Annotated in this window: 16 protein-coding genes; 6 read left to right on the top strand and 10 right to left on the bottom strand. The window is 75.0% G+C overall.

Annotation, left to right across the window (positions count from 1 at the left end; genetic code table 11):
* Positions 1-52: 52 nt before the first annotated feature.
* Positions 53-1462 (bottom strand): DUF4190 domain-containing protein, encoded by a 1410-nt coding sequence (locus ACZ3YL_RS05535; protein WP_465655610.1) that lies wholly within the window; start codon positions 1460-1462, stop codon positions 53-55.
* Positions 1463-1865: 403 nt separating this feature from the next.
* Here ACZ3YL_RS05535 and ACZ3YL_RS05540 point away from each other — a divergent pair, with 403 nt between their 5' ends.
* On the top strand, positions 1866-2978 hold the full coding sequence (locus ACZ3YL_RS05540; protein WP_465655612.1) for an ABC transporter substrate-binding protein: 1113 nt from the start codon (positions 1866-1868) through the stop codon (positions 2976-2978).
* A gap of 40 nt (positions 2979-3018) precedes the next feature.
* Here the strand turns inward: ACZ3YL_RS05540 and ACZ3YL_RS05545 are convergent, their stop codons facing one another.
* On the bottom strand, positions 3019-4278 hold the full coding sequence (locus ACZ3YL_RS05545; RefSeq protein WP_465655614.1) for an acetylxylan esterase family protein: 1260 nt from the start codon (positions 4276-4278) through the stop codon (positions 3019-3021).
* A 257-nt stretch (positions 4279-4535) separates the two neighbouring features.
* Between ACZ3YL_RS05545 and ACZ3YL_RS05550 the strand changes: the two genes are divergently transcribed.
* Complete coding sequence (locus ACZ3YL_RS05550; protein ID WP_317620956.1) at positions 4536-4979, top strand: hypothetical protein; 444 nt, start codon at positions 4536-4538, stop codon at positions 4977-4979.
* 32 nt (positions 4980-5011) lie between these two features.
* Here the strand turns inward: ACZ3YL_RS05550 and ACZ3YL_RS05555 are convergent, their stop codons facing one another.
* Positions 5012-5464, bottom strand: coding sequence for a VOC family protein (locus ACZ3YL_RS05555; protein ID WP_188303641.1), 453 nt, complete (start codon positions 5462-5464; stop codon positions 5012-5014).
* A 140-nt stretch (positions 5465-5604) separates the two neighbouring features.
* Here ACZ3YL_RS05555 and ACZ3YL_RS05560 point away from each other — a divergent pair, with 140 nt between their 5' ends.
* Positions 5605-5841: a hypothetical protein gene (locus ACZ3YL_RS05560; RefSeq protein WP_465655617.1), complete on the top strand. Its 237-nt coding sequence runs from the start codon at positions 5605-5607 to the stop codon at positions 5839-5841.
* 139 nt (positions 5842-5980) lie between these two features.
* Here ACZ3YL_RS05560 and ACZ3YL_RS05565 read toward each other — a convergent pair whose 3' ends face one another.
* Genes ACZ3YL_RS05565 through ACZ3YL_RS05575 form a run of 3 tightly spaced genes read right to left on the bottom strand, consistent with a single transcriptional unit; the run spans position 5981 to position 8241 of the window.
* The gene (locus ACZ3YL_RS05565; RefSeq protein WP_465655619.1) at positions 5981-6589 is read right to left on the bottom strand and encodes a response regulator; all 609 of its coding nucleotides are present in this window, start codon (positions 6587-6589) and stop codon (positions 5981-5983) included.
* Positions 6586-7809, bottom strand: coding sequence for a sensor histidine kinase (locus ACZ3YL_RS05570; RefSeq protein ID WP_465655621.1), 1224 nt, complete (start codon positions 7807-7809; stop codon positions 6586-6588). The genes ACZ3YL_RS05565 and ACZ3YL_RS05570 overlap by 4 nt, the downstream gene beginning before the upstream one ends.
* 15 nt (positions 7810-7824) lie before the next feature.
* Positions 7825-8241, bottom strand: coding sequence for a hypothetical protein (locus ACZ3YL_RS05575; protein WP_465655623.1), 417 nt, complete (start codon positions 8239-8241; stop codon positions 7825-7827).
* Between the two features lie 245 nt (positions 8242-8486).
* On the opposite strand from ACZ3YL_RS05575, the gene ACZ3YL_RS05580 reads away from it, so the two are divergent.
* Together ACZ3YL_RS05580 and ACZ3YL_RS05585 are read left to right on the top strand one after the other, a co-directional pair.
* Positions 8487-9215, top strand: coding sequence for an ABC transporter ATP-binding protein (locus ACZ3YL_RS05580; protein WP_465655625.1), 729 nt, complete (start codon positions 8487-8489; stop codon positions 9213-9215).
* Positions 9212-10003 (top strand): ABC transporter permease, encoded by a 792-nt coding sequence (locus ACZ3YL_RS05585; RefSeq protein WP_188303649.1) that lies wholly within the window; start codon positions 9212-9214, stop codon positions 10001-10003. Before ACZ3YL_RS05580 ends, ACZ3YL_RS05585 begins: the two co-directional genes overlap by 4 nt.
* On the opposite strand, the gene ACZ3YL_RS05590 is transcribed toward ACZ3YL_RS05585, so the two are convergent.
* Positions 9962-10921, bottom strand: a complete 960-nt coding sequence (locus ACZ3YL_RS05590) for a TauD/TfdA dioxygenase family protein (RefSeq protein WP_465655628.1) — start codon at positions 10919-10921, stop codon at positions 9962-9964. The two genes, ACZ3YL_RS05585 and ACZ3YL_RS05590, sit on opposite strands and share 42 nt — an antisense overlap.
* A 104-nt stretch (positions 10922-11025) precedes the next feature.
* Positions 11026-12555, bottom strand: coding sequence for an IucA/IucC family protein (locus ACZ3YL_RS05595; RefSeq protein WP_465655630.1), 1530 nt, complete (start codon positions 12553-12555; stop codon positions 11026-11028).
* 70 nt (positions 12556-12625) lie between these two features.
* On the opposite strand from ACZ3YL_RS05595, the gene ACZ3YL_RS05600 reads away from it, so the two are divergent.
* A complete protein-coding gene (locus ACZ3YL_RS05600) occupies positions 12626-14152 on the top strand; it encodes an IucA/IucC family protein (RefSeq protein ID WP_465655632.1) in 1527 nt (508 codons plus the stop codon).
* A gap of 100 nt (positions 14153-14252) precedes the next feature.
* Here the strand turns inward: ACZ3YL_RS05600 and ACZ3YL_RS05605 are convergent, their stop codons facing one another.
* Positions 14253-14471 carry a hypothetical protein gene (locus tag ACZ3YL_RS05605; protein WP_465655634.1) on the bottom strand — a complete coding sequence of 73 codons (219 nt, stop codon included), beginning with the start codon at positions 14469-14471 and terminating at the stop codon, positions 14253-14255.
* Positions 14455-15390 (bottom strand): class I SAM-dependent methyltransferase, encoded by a 936-nt coding sequence (locus tag ACZ3YL_RS05610; RefSeq protein ID WP_223241952.1) that lies wholly within the window; start codon positions 15388-15390, stop codon positions 14455-14457. The genes ACZ3YL_RS05605 and ACZ3YL_RS05610 overlap by 17 nt, the downstream gene beginning before the upstream one ends.
* Positions 15391-15584: the final 194 nt, after the last annotated feature.

The raw sequence follows: 15584 nt of genomic DNA on the forward strand, positions 1-15584 counted from the left end.
ACCCGATGGACCCCCGAGCGGCCTCCGCCCGGGGGTCCATCGGTGTCCGGGGTCAGCTGGGAGAGCCGGTCCAGGTGACGGTCTTCATGCCCCCGGCGCCGTAGTAGGTGAACTGGACGGAGAACGGGTCGGCCGCGCTGTTCGGCAGGGCGTACGCGGACACGCCGGTGGCCTGCTCCCCCGGGGCCAGCGAGCCCTTGAGGATCTTCATCCGGCCGCTGCCGTCGATCAGCGTGGTGACGAGGCCTCCGTTGCTGTCCTTGACGGAGGGCAGCCCCGATGCGGTGAGCGAGACGTCCTTGGAGCCGGTGTTGACGACGGTGATCTTCAGCTGAATGATCTTGGAGTTCTTCGGCGCCTGGAACACGGTCTCGTCCGGGACGTACGGCTCCGGCGCGGCCGCCGCGACCTTCAGCCCGTCCGCGAAGGTGTAGGACTGGCCGAACGACAGGTGCCGGGCCTTCTCGTCGGCGGCCCGCGCCTGCTGCTCCTCCTCGATCTTCTTCTTCGCGGCGTCGAGCCGTTCCTTCGCCTTCGCCTGCCGCTCCGCGGCGGCCCGCTCCTCCTCGTCCGCCCGGGTCTGGGCGGCCCTCGCCGCCGCCTTGCGGTCCTCGTTCGCCGCGTGCACCCCCACCGCGACGAACACTCCGCCGCCCACCGAGACGAGCAGGCCGGCGACGCCCAGGATGACGCCGGCGAGCGCCATTCCCCGGTTGGTCGCCTGGCGCTTGCGCGCGTAGCCCAGGCCGATGATGCCGAAGATCAGCGCGAGCAGGGACGGCAGCCAGGACAGCCAGAAGAAGACCACCAGCAAGCCGAGGACGACGCCCACGATCCCGAGCACCATCGCCGCGGTGCCCAGGCCGTTGCGGGGCTGCGGCGCGGCTATCGGGTACTGCGGCCAGTACGGCGCACCCGGGTACCCGCCGGGGCCGCCGGCCGGGGCCGCGAACGGCGAAGGGGCTGCGGCAGGCGGGTCACCGGCCGGAGGCGCGAACGGCGAGGGGGCTCCGACCGCAGCGGGAACGCCGACCGCAGCGGGAACGCCAGCAGGGGCGGGAGCGCCGGCAGGGGCGGGCCCGGGAGCCGGGGCAGGAGCCGGGGCCTCGCCCTGCTCCTGGGTCAGCGGCGTCTCCGGCTCGGCATCGGCGGGAGCGTCGACAGCCACAGCGGACTTGACGAACGAGACGGCATCAGCAGGCACGGACTCCACGGCGGAACCCGGGGCCCCGCCCTCCTCCGGAGTCAGCGGCCTCTCCGGCCCGGCATCGGCGGGAGCGTCGACAGCCACAGCGGACTTGACGAACGAAACGGCATCAGCAGGCACGGACTCCACGGCGGAACCCGGGGCCCCGCCCTCCTCCGGAGCCTCGCTCTGCCCCGGGGTCAGCGGCGCCCCCGGATCGGCGTCGGCGGGCGCCTTCCCGGACTGCGGGCTGTCGGGCGGGACAGGAACGGTCATACGGAATCCTTCGGGAACGTCGGGACGTCGAGCGGCTTTCCGCCCCGGGCCGAGGTCCCTCCGCAGTTCCCCCCGCACCGACGGCCCGACCTCCGCGAGACGCGCACCGGTCCGGGCCGGACCCGGGCGTCGGCTTCCCGGGACGGGAGCGCGGCAGGGTCGGCGACTGATCAACATACAGGTGCCCGGCGACAGCTCCGACACCGCGGGGGCCGCCATGGCCAGGGACCGGCCGCCGTCCTTCGTCCGCGGAGTGCTCCGCCGAGAATTCGCTTGCCATCGGCCCCCGCACCGGGTGCAATGTCCGCGTGATCACGCAGGTCTGCCCGCCGCGCCGGTCGGCGCTCCGGTCGGCGCTCCGGGCCGCCCTGCCACCGGACCGTCAGGCGGGAGACGCCAGCCCATGAGTACGCCTCGACCGTCCTCCGGCGCGGAGCGGACCAGCGGGTCGTCCGTGCCGATCGGCGCGCTCGTCCCGCTGAGCCGGCCGGGCTGGGCCGAGGCGGGCCGGCACCTGCTCGCCGGGCTGGAGACGGGCGTCCGCGACGTCAACGCCGCCGGCGGGATCGCCGGCCGGCCGCTCGAACTGCTGGTCCGGGACACCGCGGCCGATCCCCAGCGGGCCGCGGACGCCGTGGACGAGCTGGCCGGTCTGGGCGTGGCCGCGATCGCCGGGGAGTACCACAGCGTCGTCGCCCGGGCCGTGGCCGCCCGGGCGGACGCCCTCGGGCTGCCGTTCCTCTGCTCCTCGGCCGTCCTCGACGCGCTCACCGACGCGCCGACGGACCGGGTCGCCCGGCTGTGCCCGGCGCAGTCCCACGGCTGGCGGATCTACGCGGACTTCCTCCTCGGCGCGGGCCACCGCCGCATCGCCGTGGCGACCCAGTCGAGCGTCTACTGGGCCGCCGGCGCCCGCATCCTGCGGGAGCACCTCGCGCCGCGCGGCGGCACGGTGGTCGAACTCGACACCGGGGCGTTCGCCCCCGCCGAGCTGTGCGAGGAACTCGTCCGGCACGGCGCGACGGCCCTGCTCCTGCTGGTCGGCCAGCCGGAGCCGGCCGTGCCGATCGTCCGGGCCGTCCGCCGTGACCAGCGCCTCGCCGAGGTCCTGATCGGTGCCCCGGCGGGGCAGCCGGAGTTCGCCGAGTGGCGGGCGCTGTTGGGCGAGGAGGGCGCGGCCGTCCCGTTCCTGCGCTACCTGCCCGAGCGGCTCGGCCCGCTCGGCGAGCGCGTGGCGACGGCCCTTCGGGAGCGGCTGGGCGAGACGCCGTCCTTCGTCGGCTTCGAGGGCTACGACACCGTCACCGTCCTCGCCGAGGTGCTGCGTGCCGCCGGTACGGACCGCGAGCGGATCACCGGGGCCTGGCCGCATGTCGACGCCGAGGGCACCCGGGGGCGGATCCGCTTCACCCGCTCGCCCGGCACCGGTGTGTGGCAGTGGGCCTGGCCGCCGGTCCAGGTCGCCGACCGGGATCCGGCGGCCCCCGACCGCTTCCGGGTCCTGCGCACCGGCTGAGCGCACCCGGCGTCCCGGGGCGTCAGCGTCCCGGCGCCGCTCAGCCCAGCGCGCTGAACCAGCGCACCACGGCCGCCGTGGCGGCGACGTTGGAGCCCAGGTGCCGGGAGCCCGCGAAGTCCGGCGTCCCGAGGTCGACGACCTCCGGGTCCGTACCGTGCGAGCGCAACGCGGCCTCGCAGTGGCCGGTGTTGGCGTCGGCGGCCTGCTCGTCCGCCTCGGCCGCGTAGAGGCGGACCGGGACGCGCGGCGCCCAGTCGCAGGTGCCGTCGGCCACCCGGAGCGCCTCGCCGAAGCGGCCGGTCGGGTGGCGCAGCATCGCGAGGCCGCGCGGGGTGAGCAGTTCGCCGATGGTGCCGGGGGTGCCGGCGAACAGTTCCGGGCCGGTGTGCGAGCCGTCGAACAGCGCCTCGACGGTGGTGTCGTACGGCGCCCGGAAGACCTCTCCGGGGGCGTCGTACAGGTGGTGCAGCCGGTTCCAGGCGACGAGCAGGTACGCGGCGTACAGCGCACTGGACTTGGGCTCCAGGGAGCCGTCGAGCAGGGCCGGCAGTTCGGCGTCCCGGAAGGCGTAGCCGCCGCTGACCGGGGCGAGGGCCCGGAGCCGGAACCACCGGTCGTCACCCGCCTGCAAGGCGCGGGCCAGCCCCATGGCCGCCGAGGCGCCCTGGGAGAAGCCGGTGACCAGGACGTCGTGGCCGAGCGTCCGGCCGGTGCCCGGGACGAAGGCGCGGGCCGCCCGGAGCATGTCCAGGGCGGCGGTCGTCTCGGACGGCACGTCCATCCAGGGGTGGGTCCCGGGGCCGGTGCCCAGGCCCAGGTAGTCGGGGGCGACGGCGGCGAACCCGGCGGAGGCGTAGCTGAGGGCGGGCCCGGTGACGAAGCCGGGCTTGGCCGTGGCGGAGGGGGCGTCGCCGCGGTAGCTGGCGGTGCCGTGGGTGAAGGAGACCGTCCGCAGCCCATGGGCGCCGCCGCGCGGCAGCACCAGCAGGCCGCTGGCGGTGATCGGCCGGCCGGCCGGGTCGACGGTCCGGTACTCCAGCCGGTAGGAGTCGACGCCGTACCGGACGGCGCCCGCGTCGTAGCGGGCGGCGGTCAGGGCCGTGGCGACGTCCTGCTCGGTGTCGAGGGTGGCCGTCAGCTGTGCGGAGACCAGCCGTCCGCGCTCGCCCCGGTGCGCTGTGCCGGCCGACGCGGCGCCGGCCGGCACGGTCGCGGTGGCCAGGGCGGCGAGCACCGCCACGGCACCGAGCCGAAGCGGCGCGGAGTGTGATCTGCCGTTCGAGTGTGGGGAGTTCATGCCCCCGACGCTACGGAGGTCCGCCGCCGGGCAGCAGTCCGGCCAGCGGGGGTATCCGTCCGGTGGTTATCCCCACCACGCCCAGGAGCACGGGCATGACAACGAACTGACAGATCGTTTTCGGTCAGGTGCATCGATCATTCGATCAGGATCTACCGGCGGACTGATCACCGCCGCTAGGGTGCGGCGCATTCCCGCTGTTACGCCCTCCCGCGCCGCCCGACGGCGCGGGGACGACCGATCGGACCGGTGTCGCCGTGACCAGGACCTTCCGCCAGCTGATGACCCGCGCGGGAAGGGCGGCCGCCACGGTCGCCGTGCTCGCCGCCGCCCTCACCGGCACGACGGCGGCCGGCACCGCCTCCGCCACCGGCGGCTGGAGCTGCTCCGGGGCCCCCGTCCCGAGCGGCTACGTCATCACCATGTACGACGCCAGCGGCTGCAACAACCACGGCGCGTGGTTCCAGCGGCCCGCCCAGAACCGCCTGTGGACCTGCTCCGGCTCCCCGATCGTCTCCGGCTACGTGCTGACGAACTACGACGTCAAGGGCTGCAGCGGCGTCGGCGCCTGGTTCCACGAGCAGGTCCGCAACGGCATCTGGACCTGCCCGTACTCGCCGATCCCGGCCGGCTACCGCAGCACCACCTACGACGCCCGCGGCTGCGCCGGCCTCGGCGCCTGGCTCACCCTCAAGGCCTGAGCCACCCGGGGGGGCTGGCCGGAGAAGCCCGGTCAGCCCCCGGCCGGACCGGCGGCCGGACCGGCGGCGACGCAGAACTCGTTGCCCTCCGGATCCGCCATCACCACATGGTGCCCGTCGACCTCCGCCAGCACCCGCCCGCCCGCCGCCACCAACCGGGCGGCCTCCGCCCCGATCCGCGCCCAGCGCTCCGCCGCACTGCCGTGGCCCGGCACCCGGATGTCGATGTGCAGCCGGTTCTTCGCGCTCTTCGGCTCGGGAACCTTGAGGATCGACAACCGGGGCCCGACCCCCTGCGGGTCGCAGAGCCAGGCGCCGTCGTCCGCCGAGTCGTCCTCCGGCAGGTCGAACTGCGCGAGCCACTCCTCCCGCGTCCGGAACGGGGCGGGCGGCGGCTCGTCCACGTACCCCAGCGCCGTCTTCCAGAATCCGGCGAGCAGCGTCGCGTCCGCGCAGTCGAGGGTCAGATCGATTCCGATGGCCATGGCAGGACGGTACTGCGCACCTGCGACAACCACCTCCGGGCGGGTTCTTACCCACCTTTCTCATCGCTCTGCCGAACGCCTGACGGACCCCCGGCAAGGTCGTGCCCACACCGACCGCAGGACGCCAGGAGGGCACAGCGATGACGACCGACACGATCACCACCAGCACCGCCACGAACCGGACCCGCCGGGGCAGGACGGCCGCCGCGGCGCTGGCGGTCCTGGCGGCGGCGCTGCCGCTCACCGCCGTCTCCCCCGCCCAGGCCGCGCCCGCCCGGCGCGCACGGCCGGCCCGCCTGGTGCCCCGATCCGGGCCGGTGCTTCCGTTCGGATGCACTGCTTGTGAGGTCGCGCGTTGGCTGGCTTCGGCTGCGTAGGCGGCCCGTTCTCCGGCGGCGGCCCGCTGCCGTCTGACGGCGACGGTGAGGTCGATGCCGAGGGTGCGGGCCGGCTTGCCCGCATCAGTGAGTCCCTGCCGACAGGGCCCGGCAGGCGGCCTCGGCCGGTCGACCCGCCCTACAGCCAGCCGCGCTCGTCGGCGGTCCGCAGGGCCTCGGAGCGGTTGCGGGAGCCGGTCTTGGCGATGGCCGCGGAGAAGTAGTTGCGGACGGTGCCCTCGGAGAGGTAGAGCTTCCCGGCGATCTCGGCGACTCCGGCGCCGGAGCGGGAGGCGTTGAGGACGTCGCGTTCGCGGGCGGTGAGCGGGGACGCACCCGCGGCGAGGGTGGCGGCGGCGAGGTCCGGGTCGACCACCCGTTCCCCGGCCGCGACCCGGCGGATGGCGTCGGCCAGCACCTCCGCCGGGGCGTCCTTGACCACGAAGCCGAGCGCGCCCGCCTCCATGGCCCGGCGCAGGTAGCCGGCCCGGCCGAAGGTGGTGAGGATCACCACCTGGCAGTCGGGCACCTCCTGGGCGAGGACGGCGGCGGCGGCCAGGCCGTCCAGTCCGGGCATCTCGATGTCGAGCAGGGCGACGTCCGGCCGGTGCTCGCGGGCGGCCTCGACCACCTGGTCGCCGCGTCCGACGGCGGCCACCACCCGGAAGTCGTCCTCCAGGTCGAGCAGGGCGCGCAGCGCGGTGCGGACCAGTTCCTGGTCCTCCGCGAGCAGCAGTCGGATCGTCATGTCGTCCCTTCGGGGCGGGTTCCGGGGCGGGAGCCGGGGCGGGGAGCGGGCGGCCGGACGGTGACCAGCAGTCGCCATCCGCGCGGGTCGAGCGGGCCGGCCTCGACCGTACCGCCCGCCGCCGCGACCCGTTCCCGCAGCCCGGTCAGTCCCTTGCCGCTGCCGACCAGGCCGCCGCCGGGGCCGCTGCCCGGGCCGTCGTCGCGGATCTCCACCGAGGTGGCGGTCAGCAGCACCGAGCAGCGGGCGGCGCGGGCGTGCCGGACGACGTTGGTGATGCCCTCGCGCAGCACCCAGCCGAAGAGTTCGCGGTGCTCCGGTCCGACCGCGTCGGCCGCCGAGGGCAGGTCGGCCACCAGCCCGGCGGCGCGCAGCAGTTCGCGGCCGCGGGCGAGTTCGCCGGTGATGGTGACCTCGCGGTAGCCGGTGACGGCGGCGCGCACGTCGGCCAGGGCCTGGCGGGAGAGCGTCTCGACGGCCGTCATCTCTGCCACCGCCTGCTCCGGGTCCTTGGCCGCCAGCCGTTGGGCGAGGCGGGACTTGACGGTGATCGCGGTGAGCGAGTGGCCGAGAAGGTCGTGGAGGTCGCGGGCGATCCGGTTGCGTTCGGCCTCGGAGGCGAGGCGCGCGACCTCGGCCCGGGCGGCGACCAGGTCCTCGTTGGTGGCGGCGATCTCGGCGAAGGCACCGCAGGTGAGCGAGGTGAACAGCAGGGCCAGCGCCTGGAATCCGCCGGGCCCGGTGTGCCAGGCGGGCACCGCCACGGGCAGCAGCAGGGCGCCGAGCGTTCCGGCGGCCACCGCCAGGACGGCGTGCCGGCGCCACAGCACCGCGACCGCGGAGACGACCACGGTGGCGAGGAAGAAGGCGTCCGTGCGGGCGGACGGCAGCGCGGCCAGGAACAGGACGGTCATCACCGCCAGCAGTGCCCTGATCCAGTGCGGCCGCTCGCACCCGAGGGAGAACGCGAGGAGCACGTAGCAGAGGCAGAACGCGACGACCACGGCGTACCCGGCGACCGCCGCCGGCCCGCTGACGTTTCCGCCCACCGCCATCGCGGTGAGCGCCGGGAAGACCAGCATGCCGGCGCCCAGCAGGATCCGCCGCCGGCCGCCCGCCCAGCGGTGGGCGGTGGCCGGCGTGCTCTCACGGTCCGGCGGGCTCGCGCGGTCCGGCGTGATCTCACGCTCCGGTGCGTTCTCGCGGTCGAGGTCGGTCACCCTTGCGTTCCTTCCTCAGGGCTGGGCGGCGAACAGCGTGCGCAGCTGGCGTCCGTTGGTCACCACGGCCACCCCCAGCAGGGCGAGGCCGCACACGCCCTGTTCGATCTTCATCCAGACCGGGAAGACGCCCGGCACGGCGATGATCGCAGCAATCGCGACCAGCATCACGCCGGAGACGATCCGCAGCCGCCGGAAGGCGCCGTGGGAGCCGCCGGCCGCGCGGACGGTGAGCAGCAGGGTGACGGCGGCCCCGGCCAGCACGAGGGTGCCGCGGATCCACACGGCGGGGGTGACCAGGTCGGTGTGGGAGCGGAGGGCGAAGGCGGCCACCATCGTGAGCGCGCTGAGCCCGAGGTAGGCGAACACGCATCGCCGTACGGTGCGGAAGGCCCGACGGGTGTCGGGGTGGTGCAGGTCGGTGGAGGTCATGGACCCATCGTGGCCGCCGGCCGGGCCCGGGCGGCAGTGTGCTGCCGCACCCCGGCACCATGACAATTGTCAGCACGGCCCGGACCCCGATGGCCGCGCCCGACGAGTCGGTTCCGCGGCCCGGACCGAACGTCATCTAGAGTCCCGTCCGTCGACCAACCGCCCCCCATCCCCCGGGCGGGCCCGTGTCCACCGGCACGGCCCCGCCCGTCCCCCACCGGCAACGGAGGCCCATGGACAGGCCCTTGGCCATCGCTGTTCGCGCCCGCGACCGTGGTCGGGGAGGGCCCGGGGCGGACGCGCCCGCGGCCTTCGCCCTGGAGCACGTGACCGTGCGCCGGGCCGGGCGGCTCCTGCTGGACGGTCTCTCCGCGCAGATCCCGGGGGCCGCGTGCACGGCGCTGGTCGGGCCGTCGGGAGCGGGCAAGTCCACGCTGCTGCGGCTGCTGAACCGGCTGGCGGAGCCGACGTCGGGGGTCGTCCGCTTCCGGGACAGGGCGCTGCCGGAGCTCGACGTGCTGGAGCTGCGCCGCCGGGTCGGGCTGGTGGGCCAGCAGCCGGTGCTGCTCACCGACCGTGTCGTCGACGACCTGCGGGTGGGCCGCCCGGACCTCGGGGAGGAGCAGGCGGCGCTGCTGATGGAGCGGATCGGCCTGCCGGCCGAGATGCTCGCGCGGGCTACCGCCGGGCTGTCCGGCGGCGAGGCCCAGCGGGTCTGCCTGGCCCGGGCGCTGGCCGTCGGTCCGGAGGTGCTGCTGCTCGACGAGCCGACCTCGGCCCTGGACGCGGCGAGTGCGCGGGCGGTGGAGCAGACGATCAGGGACCTGGTCGCGGACGGGCTCGCGGTGGTGCTGGTCAGCCACAACGCGCCGCAGGCGTGCCGGGTCGCCGACTACGTCCTGGTCCTGGGCGGCGGACGGCTGGTCGCCTCGGGGCCGGCGGACACCGTCGACTACCTCCGGCAGGGGACGTGAACTCGACCGTACCGAGCTGGGCCGGGGTCGCCGCCTCCATCGCCCTGGTGGGGCTGGCGGTCGCGGTGGCGTGGCGCCAACGCCTGCACCTGGCCCGGGACATCGCCGTCGCCGCGGTACGCGCTGGCGTCCAGCTCACCGCCGTCGGCGCGCTCCTGATCTTCGTCTTCGAGCGCACCGGTGCGGCCGGAGCCGTCGGCTGGCTCGCGCTCATGGTGGTCATCGCCGGGCGGGTGTCCGCGGGCCGCTGCGCCGGGATGCCCCGCGCGCTGCCGGTCGCCACCACCGCGGCCGCCGTCGGCACCGCCGCGACCCTCGGCGCGCTGCTCGCCCTCGGGGTCGTCACCCCCCAGGCCCGGGTGGTGATTCCGGTCGGCGGCATGGTGGTGGCCGGCGCGATGCAGGCCACCACCCTCGTCCTGGTGCGCCTGCGTGACGAGGCCCGCACCGCGCGGCCCGCCATCGAGGCCCGCCTCGCCCTCGGGCTGCCCGCCGCCGAGGCGTTCGCGCCACATCTCCGCTCGACCCTGCGCACCGCGCTCGTCCCGGCCGTCGACGCCACCAGGACCGTCGGGCTGATCAGCCTGCCCGGCGCGATGACCGGCCTGATCCTGGCCGGCGTCGACCCGTTCACCGCGATCCGCTACCAGATCGTCGTGATGTACATGATGCTCTGCGCGGCCGCGCTGTCCGCCCTCACCGCCGCCCGCCTGGCCGAACGCGCGCTGTTCGACGACGTCCACCGGCTACGGCCGTTCGCCGCCGGGGCCACCGGTGAGGGGTTCTGACGGTTTGCCGTCCACACCGGTCGGCACGTCTCCGGCGATCAGCACCCGGTGCATGGTCCGGGGGAAGTCGAGGTGTGCGGCATCGCGAGGGGCCATGTGGACGGTGGCCCGGTTGTCCCAGAAGGCGACGCTGCCCGGCTCCCAGCGGAACCGGACGGTGTATTCGGGGCGGACCGCCTGCTCCAGCAGCATGTCCAGGACCGCCCGGCTCTCCGGGCGGGAGAGGCCGATGATCTGCTCGACGTAGAAGCCGTTGACGAACAGGACGCGTTCGCCGGTTTCCGGGATGACCCGTACCAACGGGTGCGCGGTGGCCGTCTGGTGGCCGAGCAGGTGCTCGACGTAGGCGTCATGACCGGGTCGCGGCTGGTAGCCGACGCCGAGTCGGTGTTCGGCCCGCAGTCCGTCCACGAAGTCGCGCACGGGCGCCGACAGTCCCGCGTAGGCCGCCGCGAGGTTGGCCCAGGTGGTGTCACCGCCATAGGGCGGCACGGTCTCGGCCCGCAACATCGTCGCGGCCGGCGGGTCGAGGTGGTTGCTCCAGTCGGAGTGCCAGGGGTGCAGCAGGGTGTCGTTGCGCCGGTGGAGCCACTCCGCCCGCTCCATGCCGTACCGGCCGGACAGTTCCAGTCGGTCGGCGGTCGTCTCGATCTCGGGGACGTCCGGCGGGGACGCGCTGCCGCGGCGCGGCCAGGCGATCGGCCGGCCGAAGCGCCGGGCGAGTGCCACGTGCCCGGCGTGGTCCAGTCGCTGCCCCCGGAAGAAGACGACCTTCCAGCGCAGCAGCGCCGCTCGGATCGCCGCGATCACGGCATCATCGAGATCGTCCGTCAGATCGACGCCGGTGATCTCCGCTCCGATGTGTCCCGCTACCGGTCGCACCTCAACTCCGGTAGCACGAAAGTCTTTTCCTACCACCGCAGCCCCTGTGTCCTCGATCGATCGCCTCGTGCGCGGCCCCGCGTGGCAAGGTTCCCCGCCCGGGGCGGTTCGAACCTCCGCCGCGCGGCGCGGGCGGTCCGCTACGGCCGACGCCGGGTGGCGGCCAAGGGGTTGGGGACGGGCACGAACCGCGGCTCGGTGCCGTCGGCGTCGATCCAGCGGGAGAGCAGGTTGGCCTTGGCCGGCAGCGTGGCCGCGGCCAGGAGCGCCGCGGTCTCCGGGAGGCCGAGTTCCTTGTCGCAGCGCTCGAACCCCTGCCGCGCGACCGGCCACAGCGCGCCCGCCACCCCGGGGAAGCGGTGCGCGAGGGTGGCGGCGATCTCGCTGAGGTTGTTGACGAGCAGGCAGTACACCAGGCGCCGCCAGGCCGCCTCGCGAGGCGTCTCGGGGACGACCTTGGCTCCCTCGGCATCACGGAGGACGACCTGGACGGGATAGCCGTCCGCGTCCACGGCGATCAGGGTGTTCTGCAGATGGCACTCGACCGCCACCCCGTGCCGGGCGTACGCCTCCAGCACCGGCGGCACGAGGTGGCCCAGGTAGGCCTCCCACCAGCGCAGCGGGTCGGCGACGCGATCGAGCGGACTGCCATCGAACCCTTCGATGAGCGCGGCGGCCAGCACCGCGGTGGCGCCCGGCACCAGGTGCCGCTCCAGACCGTCCCGGACCAGCACCGGAAGGGCCTCCTCAAGGCCGCGGACCGTACGGTAGCCCGGTTCGCTCAACCAGGCCGCCGGGCCGCCCATGGCCGCGAAGGCGGCCGTGACCAGCGGATCCGTACGGCGCCCCTGGCGCAGTTCGTGCCTCCGCATCCGCCGGACGTCGTTGGTGATCTGCACCTCCAGGCTGAACTTCAGGAACAGGTCGGCCGATCCGGGGCTCCCCGGGGCGTGGACCGTGCGGACCGAGGACGTCGCCCGGGCCCGCCAGGGGGTGGTGCCGAGCCGGACGAGCCGCCCCTCTGCGAAGGCCGCGCGCACGGCCGGCAGACGGTGGGTGAGGGCGAACTGCCAGGGGTGGGCGGGCAGCAGGCGGTAGCCGGAGGGCGCTCGGCCCAGGGAGTCGAGGGCTCGGGTGTCGCCCTCCTCGATCACCGCGTCCGCGCGGACGCCGAGCAGGATCAGCGGGAACCGGGCGTACGCCTCCGGGGCGTAGCGCAGCCAGGCGGCGGGCGGGCCGCCGCCGCTGCGGGCCTTGGGCGCCGGGTGGCAGGGGTGGCCCGCGACGAGGGCCTGCTCGGAGCGCAGCCACAGGTCATCGGGCGGGGTGCCGTGGGCGCGGGCCGCGAGGATCGCCTCCACGGCCGCGCGGCTGGCCGTCGCCTCGGCGACCAGGGCGGGGTTGGAGCGCCCGGTGGCGGCACCCATCTCCTGGGCGGCGATCTCGACGAGGTCGGCGTGGCGCAGGGGGTGCCAGGTCTCACCGGTCCACAGTTCCGGCGAGGAGGGCCGATGGCCGGCCCGCACCCGGAGCAGCCGGCCGCCGGCGCTCAGCCGGTGGACGGTGTGGCCGGTGGATGTGCTCGCCACCGTCTCGACGGCCTCGCGCAGCAGGCAGTTGAGCAGGGGAGGAACGGACAGTGCGTCAGCTGCCCGGGCGAAGTGATCCATCCGCCACCAATACCACCCTCCGGCCTTCATCATGTTCGGAACGGCTTGTCCGCTGGTGAGGGGAGAGCGCATGCCTGATGGTGCCACTGAACGGAAGCTGGCGGAGGAACTGGGCGGCATCCGTCCGGACCTGGTCGACGCCTACCTCGCCGCCCTGCCCGGGGCCCGGGCCGCGGTGCTGGCCCGGCTCTGGCGGGGGCTCGTCCACGAACCCCTGCCCTGGGTCGAGAAGCGCGTTCCCACCCGGGACGGGATCAGCCTGCTGCTGGCGGACGGGCGGCTGATGCACGGCCCGGCCTCGGACCCGTGGGCCACCGGGACGACGGTCGCCCACCTGGAACTGGACGGCCGCCGGTTCGACCGTCCGGCCCGGCTGCTGACGGAGCTGGGCGTGCCCGGCGGCCGGCGGTTCGCCGACGAACTCGACCACAGCGTCGCGTCGATGGCGCTCTCCCGTACCGCCCCCCGCCCCGGCGGGCCGCCCGCTTCGCCGTGGGGGTGGGAGCAGCGGTCACCGGACGGGCATCCCTACCACCCCGCCTGCCGGTCCCGCCCGGGCTTCTCGGCCGCCGAGCAGCTGGCGTACGCGCCGGAGCACCGGCCGGTCGTGGCGCTGCGGCTCGCGCCGGTGGCCGACGCCATGGTGCGCGGCCGGTGGCCGGCGGAGCTGCGCGACGGCGGGCTCGCGCTGATCCCGGTGCACCCCTGGCAGGCGGAGCACACCCTGGCCGGACGACCCCTGCGGCCCGGCCCGAACGCCCATCCGCTGCTCTCCCTGCGCACCCTCGACCTCGGCGGGAACCTGGGCGGAAACCTCGGGGGGAGCCTCGGGGGGAACCTCCACGTCAAGACCGCGTTGAGCGTGCAACTCACCTCCGCGGTACGCGACATCTCCGCCTATTCGGTGGAGCACGCGCTGACCACCTCCGAACTCGTCGAGCGGGCCGCGGAACGCCTCGACGGCCGACTGCACATCGCCCGGACCCTGGCAGCGGCGGGCAACGGCACCCCGGACCTGGCGGCGATGCTGCGGCAATCCCCGTACGCCTACGCCGAAGCGGGGGAACAGGTGGTGCCGGTGGCGGAGCTGCCCGGGTACTTCGCACCGCTCCCGCCCGACGAACGACGGGAGCGGATCGCCGAGTTCGCGCGGCTGGCCGTGACCGTCTGCCTGGACCTCCTCGACCTGGGCGTGGCCCTGGAGGCGCACGGGCAGAACCTCCTCGCCGTCCTCGACCGCCGGGGCCGGGCCCGGCGCCTGGTCTACCGCGACCTCGCCGACATCCGGATCAGCCCCACCCGGGTGGCCCGCCACGGACTCCGGCCACCGTCGACCGGCCGGCTCCTGGACGACGATCCCGCCCGGCTGCGCCGGAAGGTCCTCGGCTGCCTGCTCACCGGCGCCCTGGGCCCGCTGGCCGGCAGCGCGCCCGCCCTCGGCACGGTCCTCAGGGCCGCCACCCAGGACCTCCCCGCCGGCCCCGACCTGCACGCCCTCCTGAACCACCCGCTCCCGGCGAAGGCCCTCACCCTGATGCGGCTGGCTCCCGGAGCCGACCACTGGGCCCAACTGCCCAACCCGGCCCTGCACTGCTGAACCAGTGAACCTGTGGGCCCGTGTGGGGCCCGGCTTCGGCCGGCTCCCGCATTCCGCCCGGCGAACACCCCGCACCGCGACGCCCGGTAGGGAGGATGGTTCAGCGCGTCCCCGCGGCCGGCAACCGCACCAGGTGCGGCTTGGCGACGGCCCGCCCGTCCACCAGGACGGCCCTGGGCTCTTGGCCCCGCACCTCGAAGCCGCGGGAGGTGAAGGCGCTCGGTGCCTCGCGCAGGGCGGTCAGCCGGAAGGCCCGGTACGGTTCGGCGTCCGCGACGCCGTGAGCGCGCAGGGCGATCGGCTCAGCCGAGGCGGACACGGGTGCACCTGGTGACGTACGGCATGGCGATCTCGTCCCGGCCGGCCAGCCCGGGGTGGGTGGTGAGCAGCTGCTCCACGTCGGCCAGCAGACGGGTGCGCTCGGTCTCGGGCAGGGCGATGACGTAGCTGCGCGAGGCGACCATGTCGAGGAGCCCGGCCGGGGTGGTGGGGTGTTCCCAGCGGATCTCCAGCCGTTCGGGGGCGCCGAAGGGGGCCGGCAACTCCGGTGCGGTGTCGATCTGTTGACGGGTCGAGCGGTGCATCAGGGCGCCGAGTGCGGCGGCCCAGGGCTCGGTCTCGTCGCGGACGTTCCAGATCAGGGCGAGGGTGCCGCCGGGGGTGAGCACCCGGGCGATCTCGGGTACGGCCGTAGCTTGGTCGAACCAGTGCCAGGCCTGGGCGACCACCACGGCGTCCACGCTGGCGTCGGGCAGCGGGATGCGTTCGGCGGTGCCGGCCCGCACCGCCGCCTTGGGGACGGCGGCGGCGAGCCGGTCGCGCATGCCCTGGTCGGGTTCGACCGCGACCACGTCCAGTCCGGCGTCGACCAGCAGCCCGGTCAGCTTGCCCGTCCCGGCGCCCAGGTCGAGCACCCGGCGGGCCTCCCGGGGTACGGCGGAGCCGATCAGGGCCTGCGGGTAGCCGGGCCGGCCGTGCTGGTAGGCGCCGGCGGCGAGGCCGAAGGAGCGGGCGCGCAGCCGTCCGGCCCAGTGGCGGGTGGCGCCCTGCCTGGTCATTCCGCAGGCCCGGCCGATCTCCTCCCAGGTCGCGTGCCGTCCGCGCCGCAGTTCCTCGACCAGTTCGGTGCGCCGTTCCTCCAGGGCGTCGATCGTCTGCGACAGCCGGCACAGGCCGTCCAGCCCGCCGTCGCCCGCCACCTGCGCCGCCACCCGTCGTCCGGGGTCGTCCATGTCCATGGTCCGCACTCTAGGGACCGGACTCCGCTGTCGTCAACGACTGTTGCACGGAGAGGCAACACATGTTGCGCGACCCGGGCGCCCTCCCCGGCGTCCCCCGGAGGAGTGATCATCGGGAGCCGGAGGCCGGGCTTAGCACGAACTCGTTCCCGATCGTGGCGACTTGGCCCGGAAACCCTTCACATGAGCGAATC

The organism is Kitasatospora sp. NPDC023176 (genome assembly GCF_055560495.1).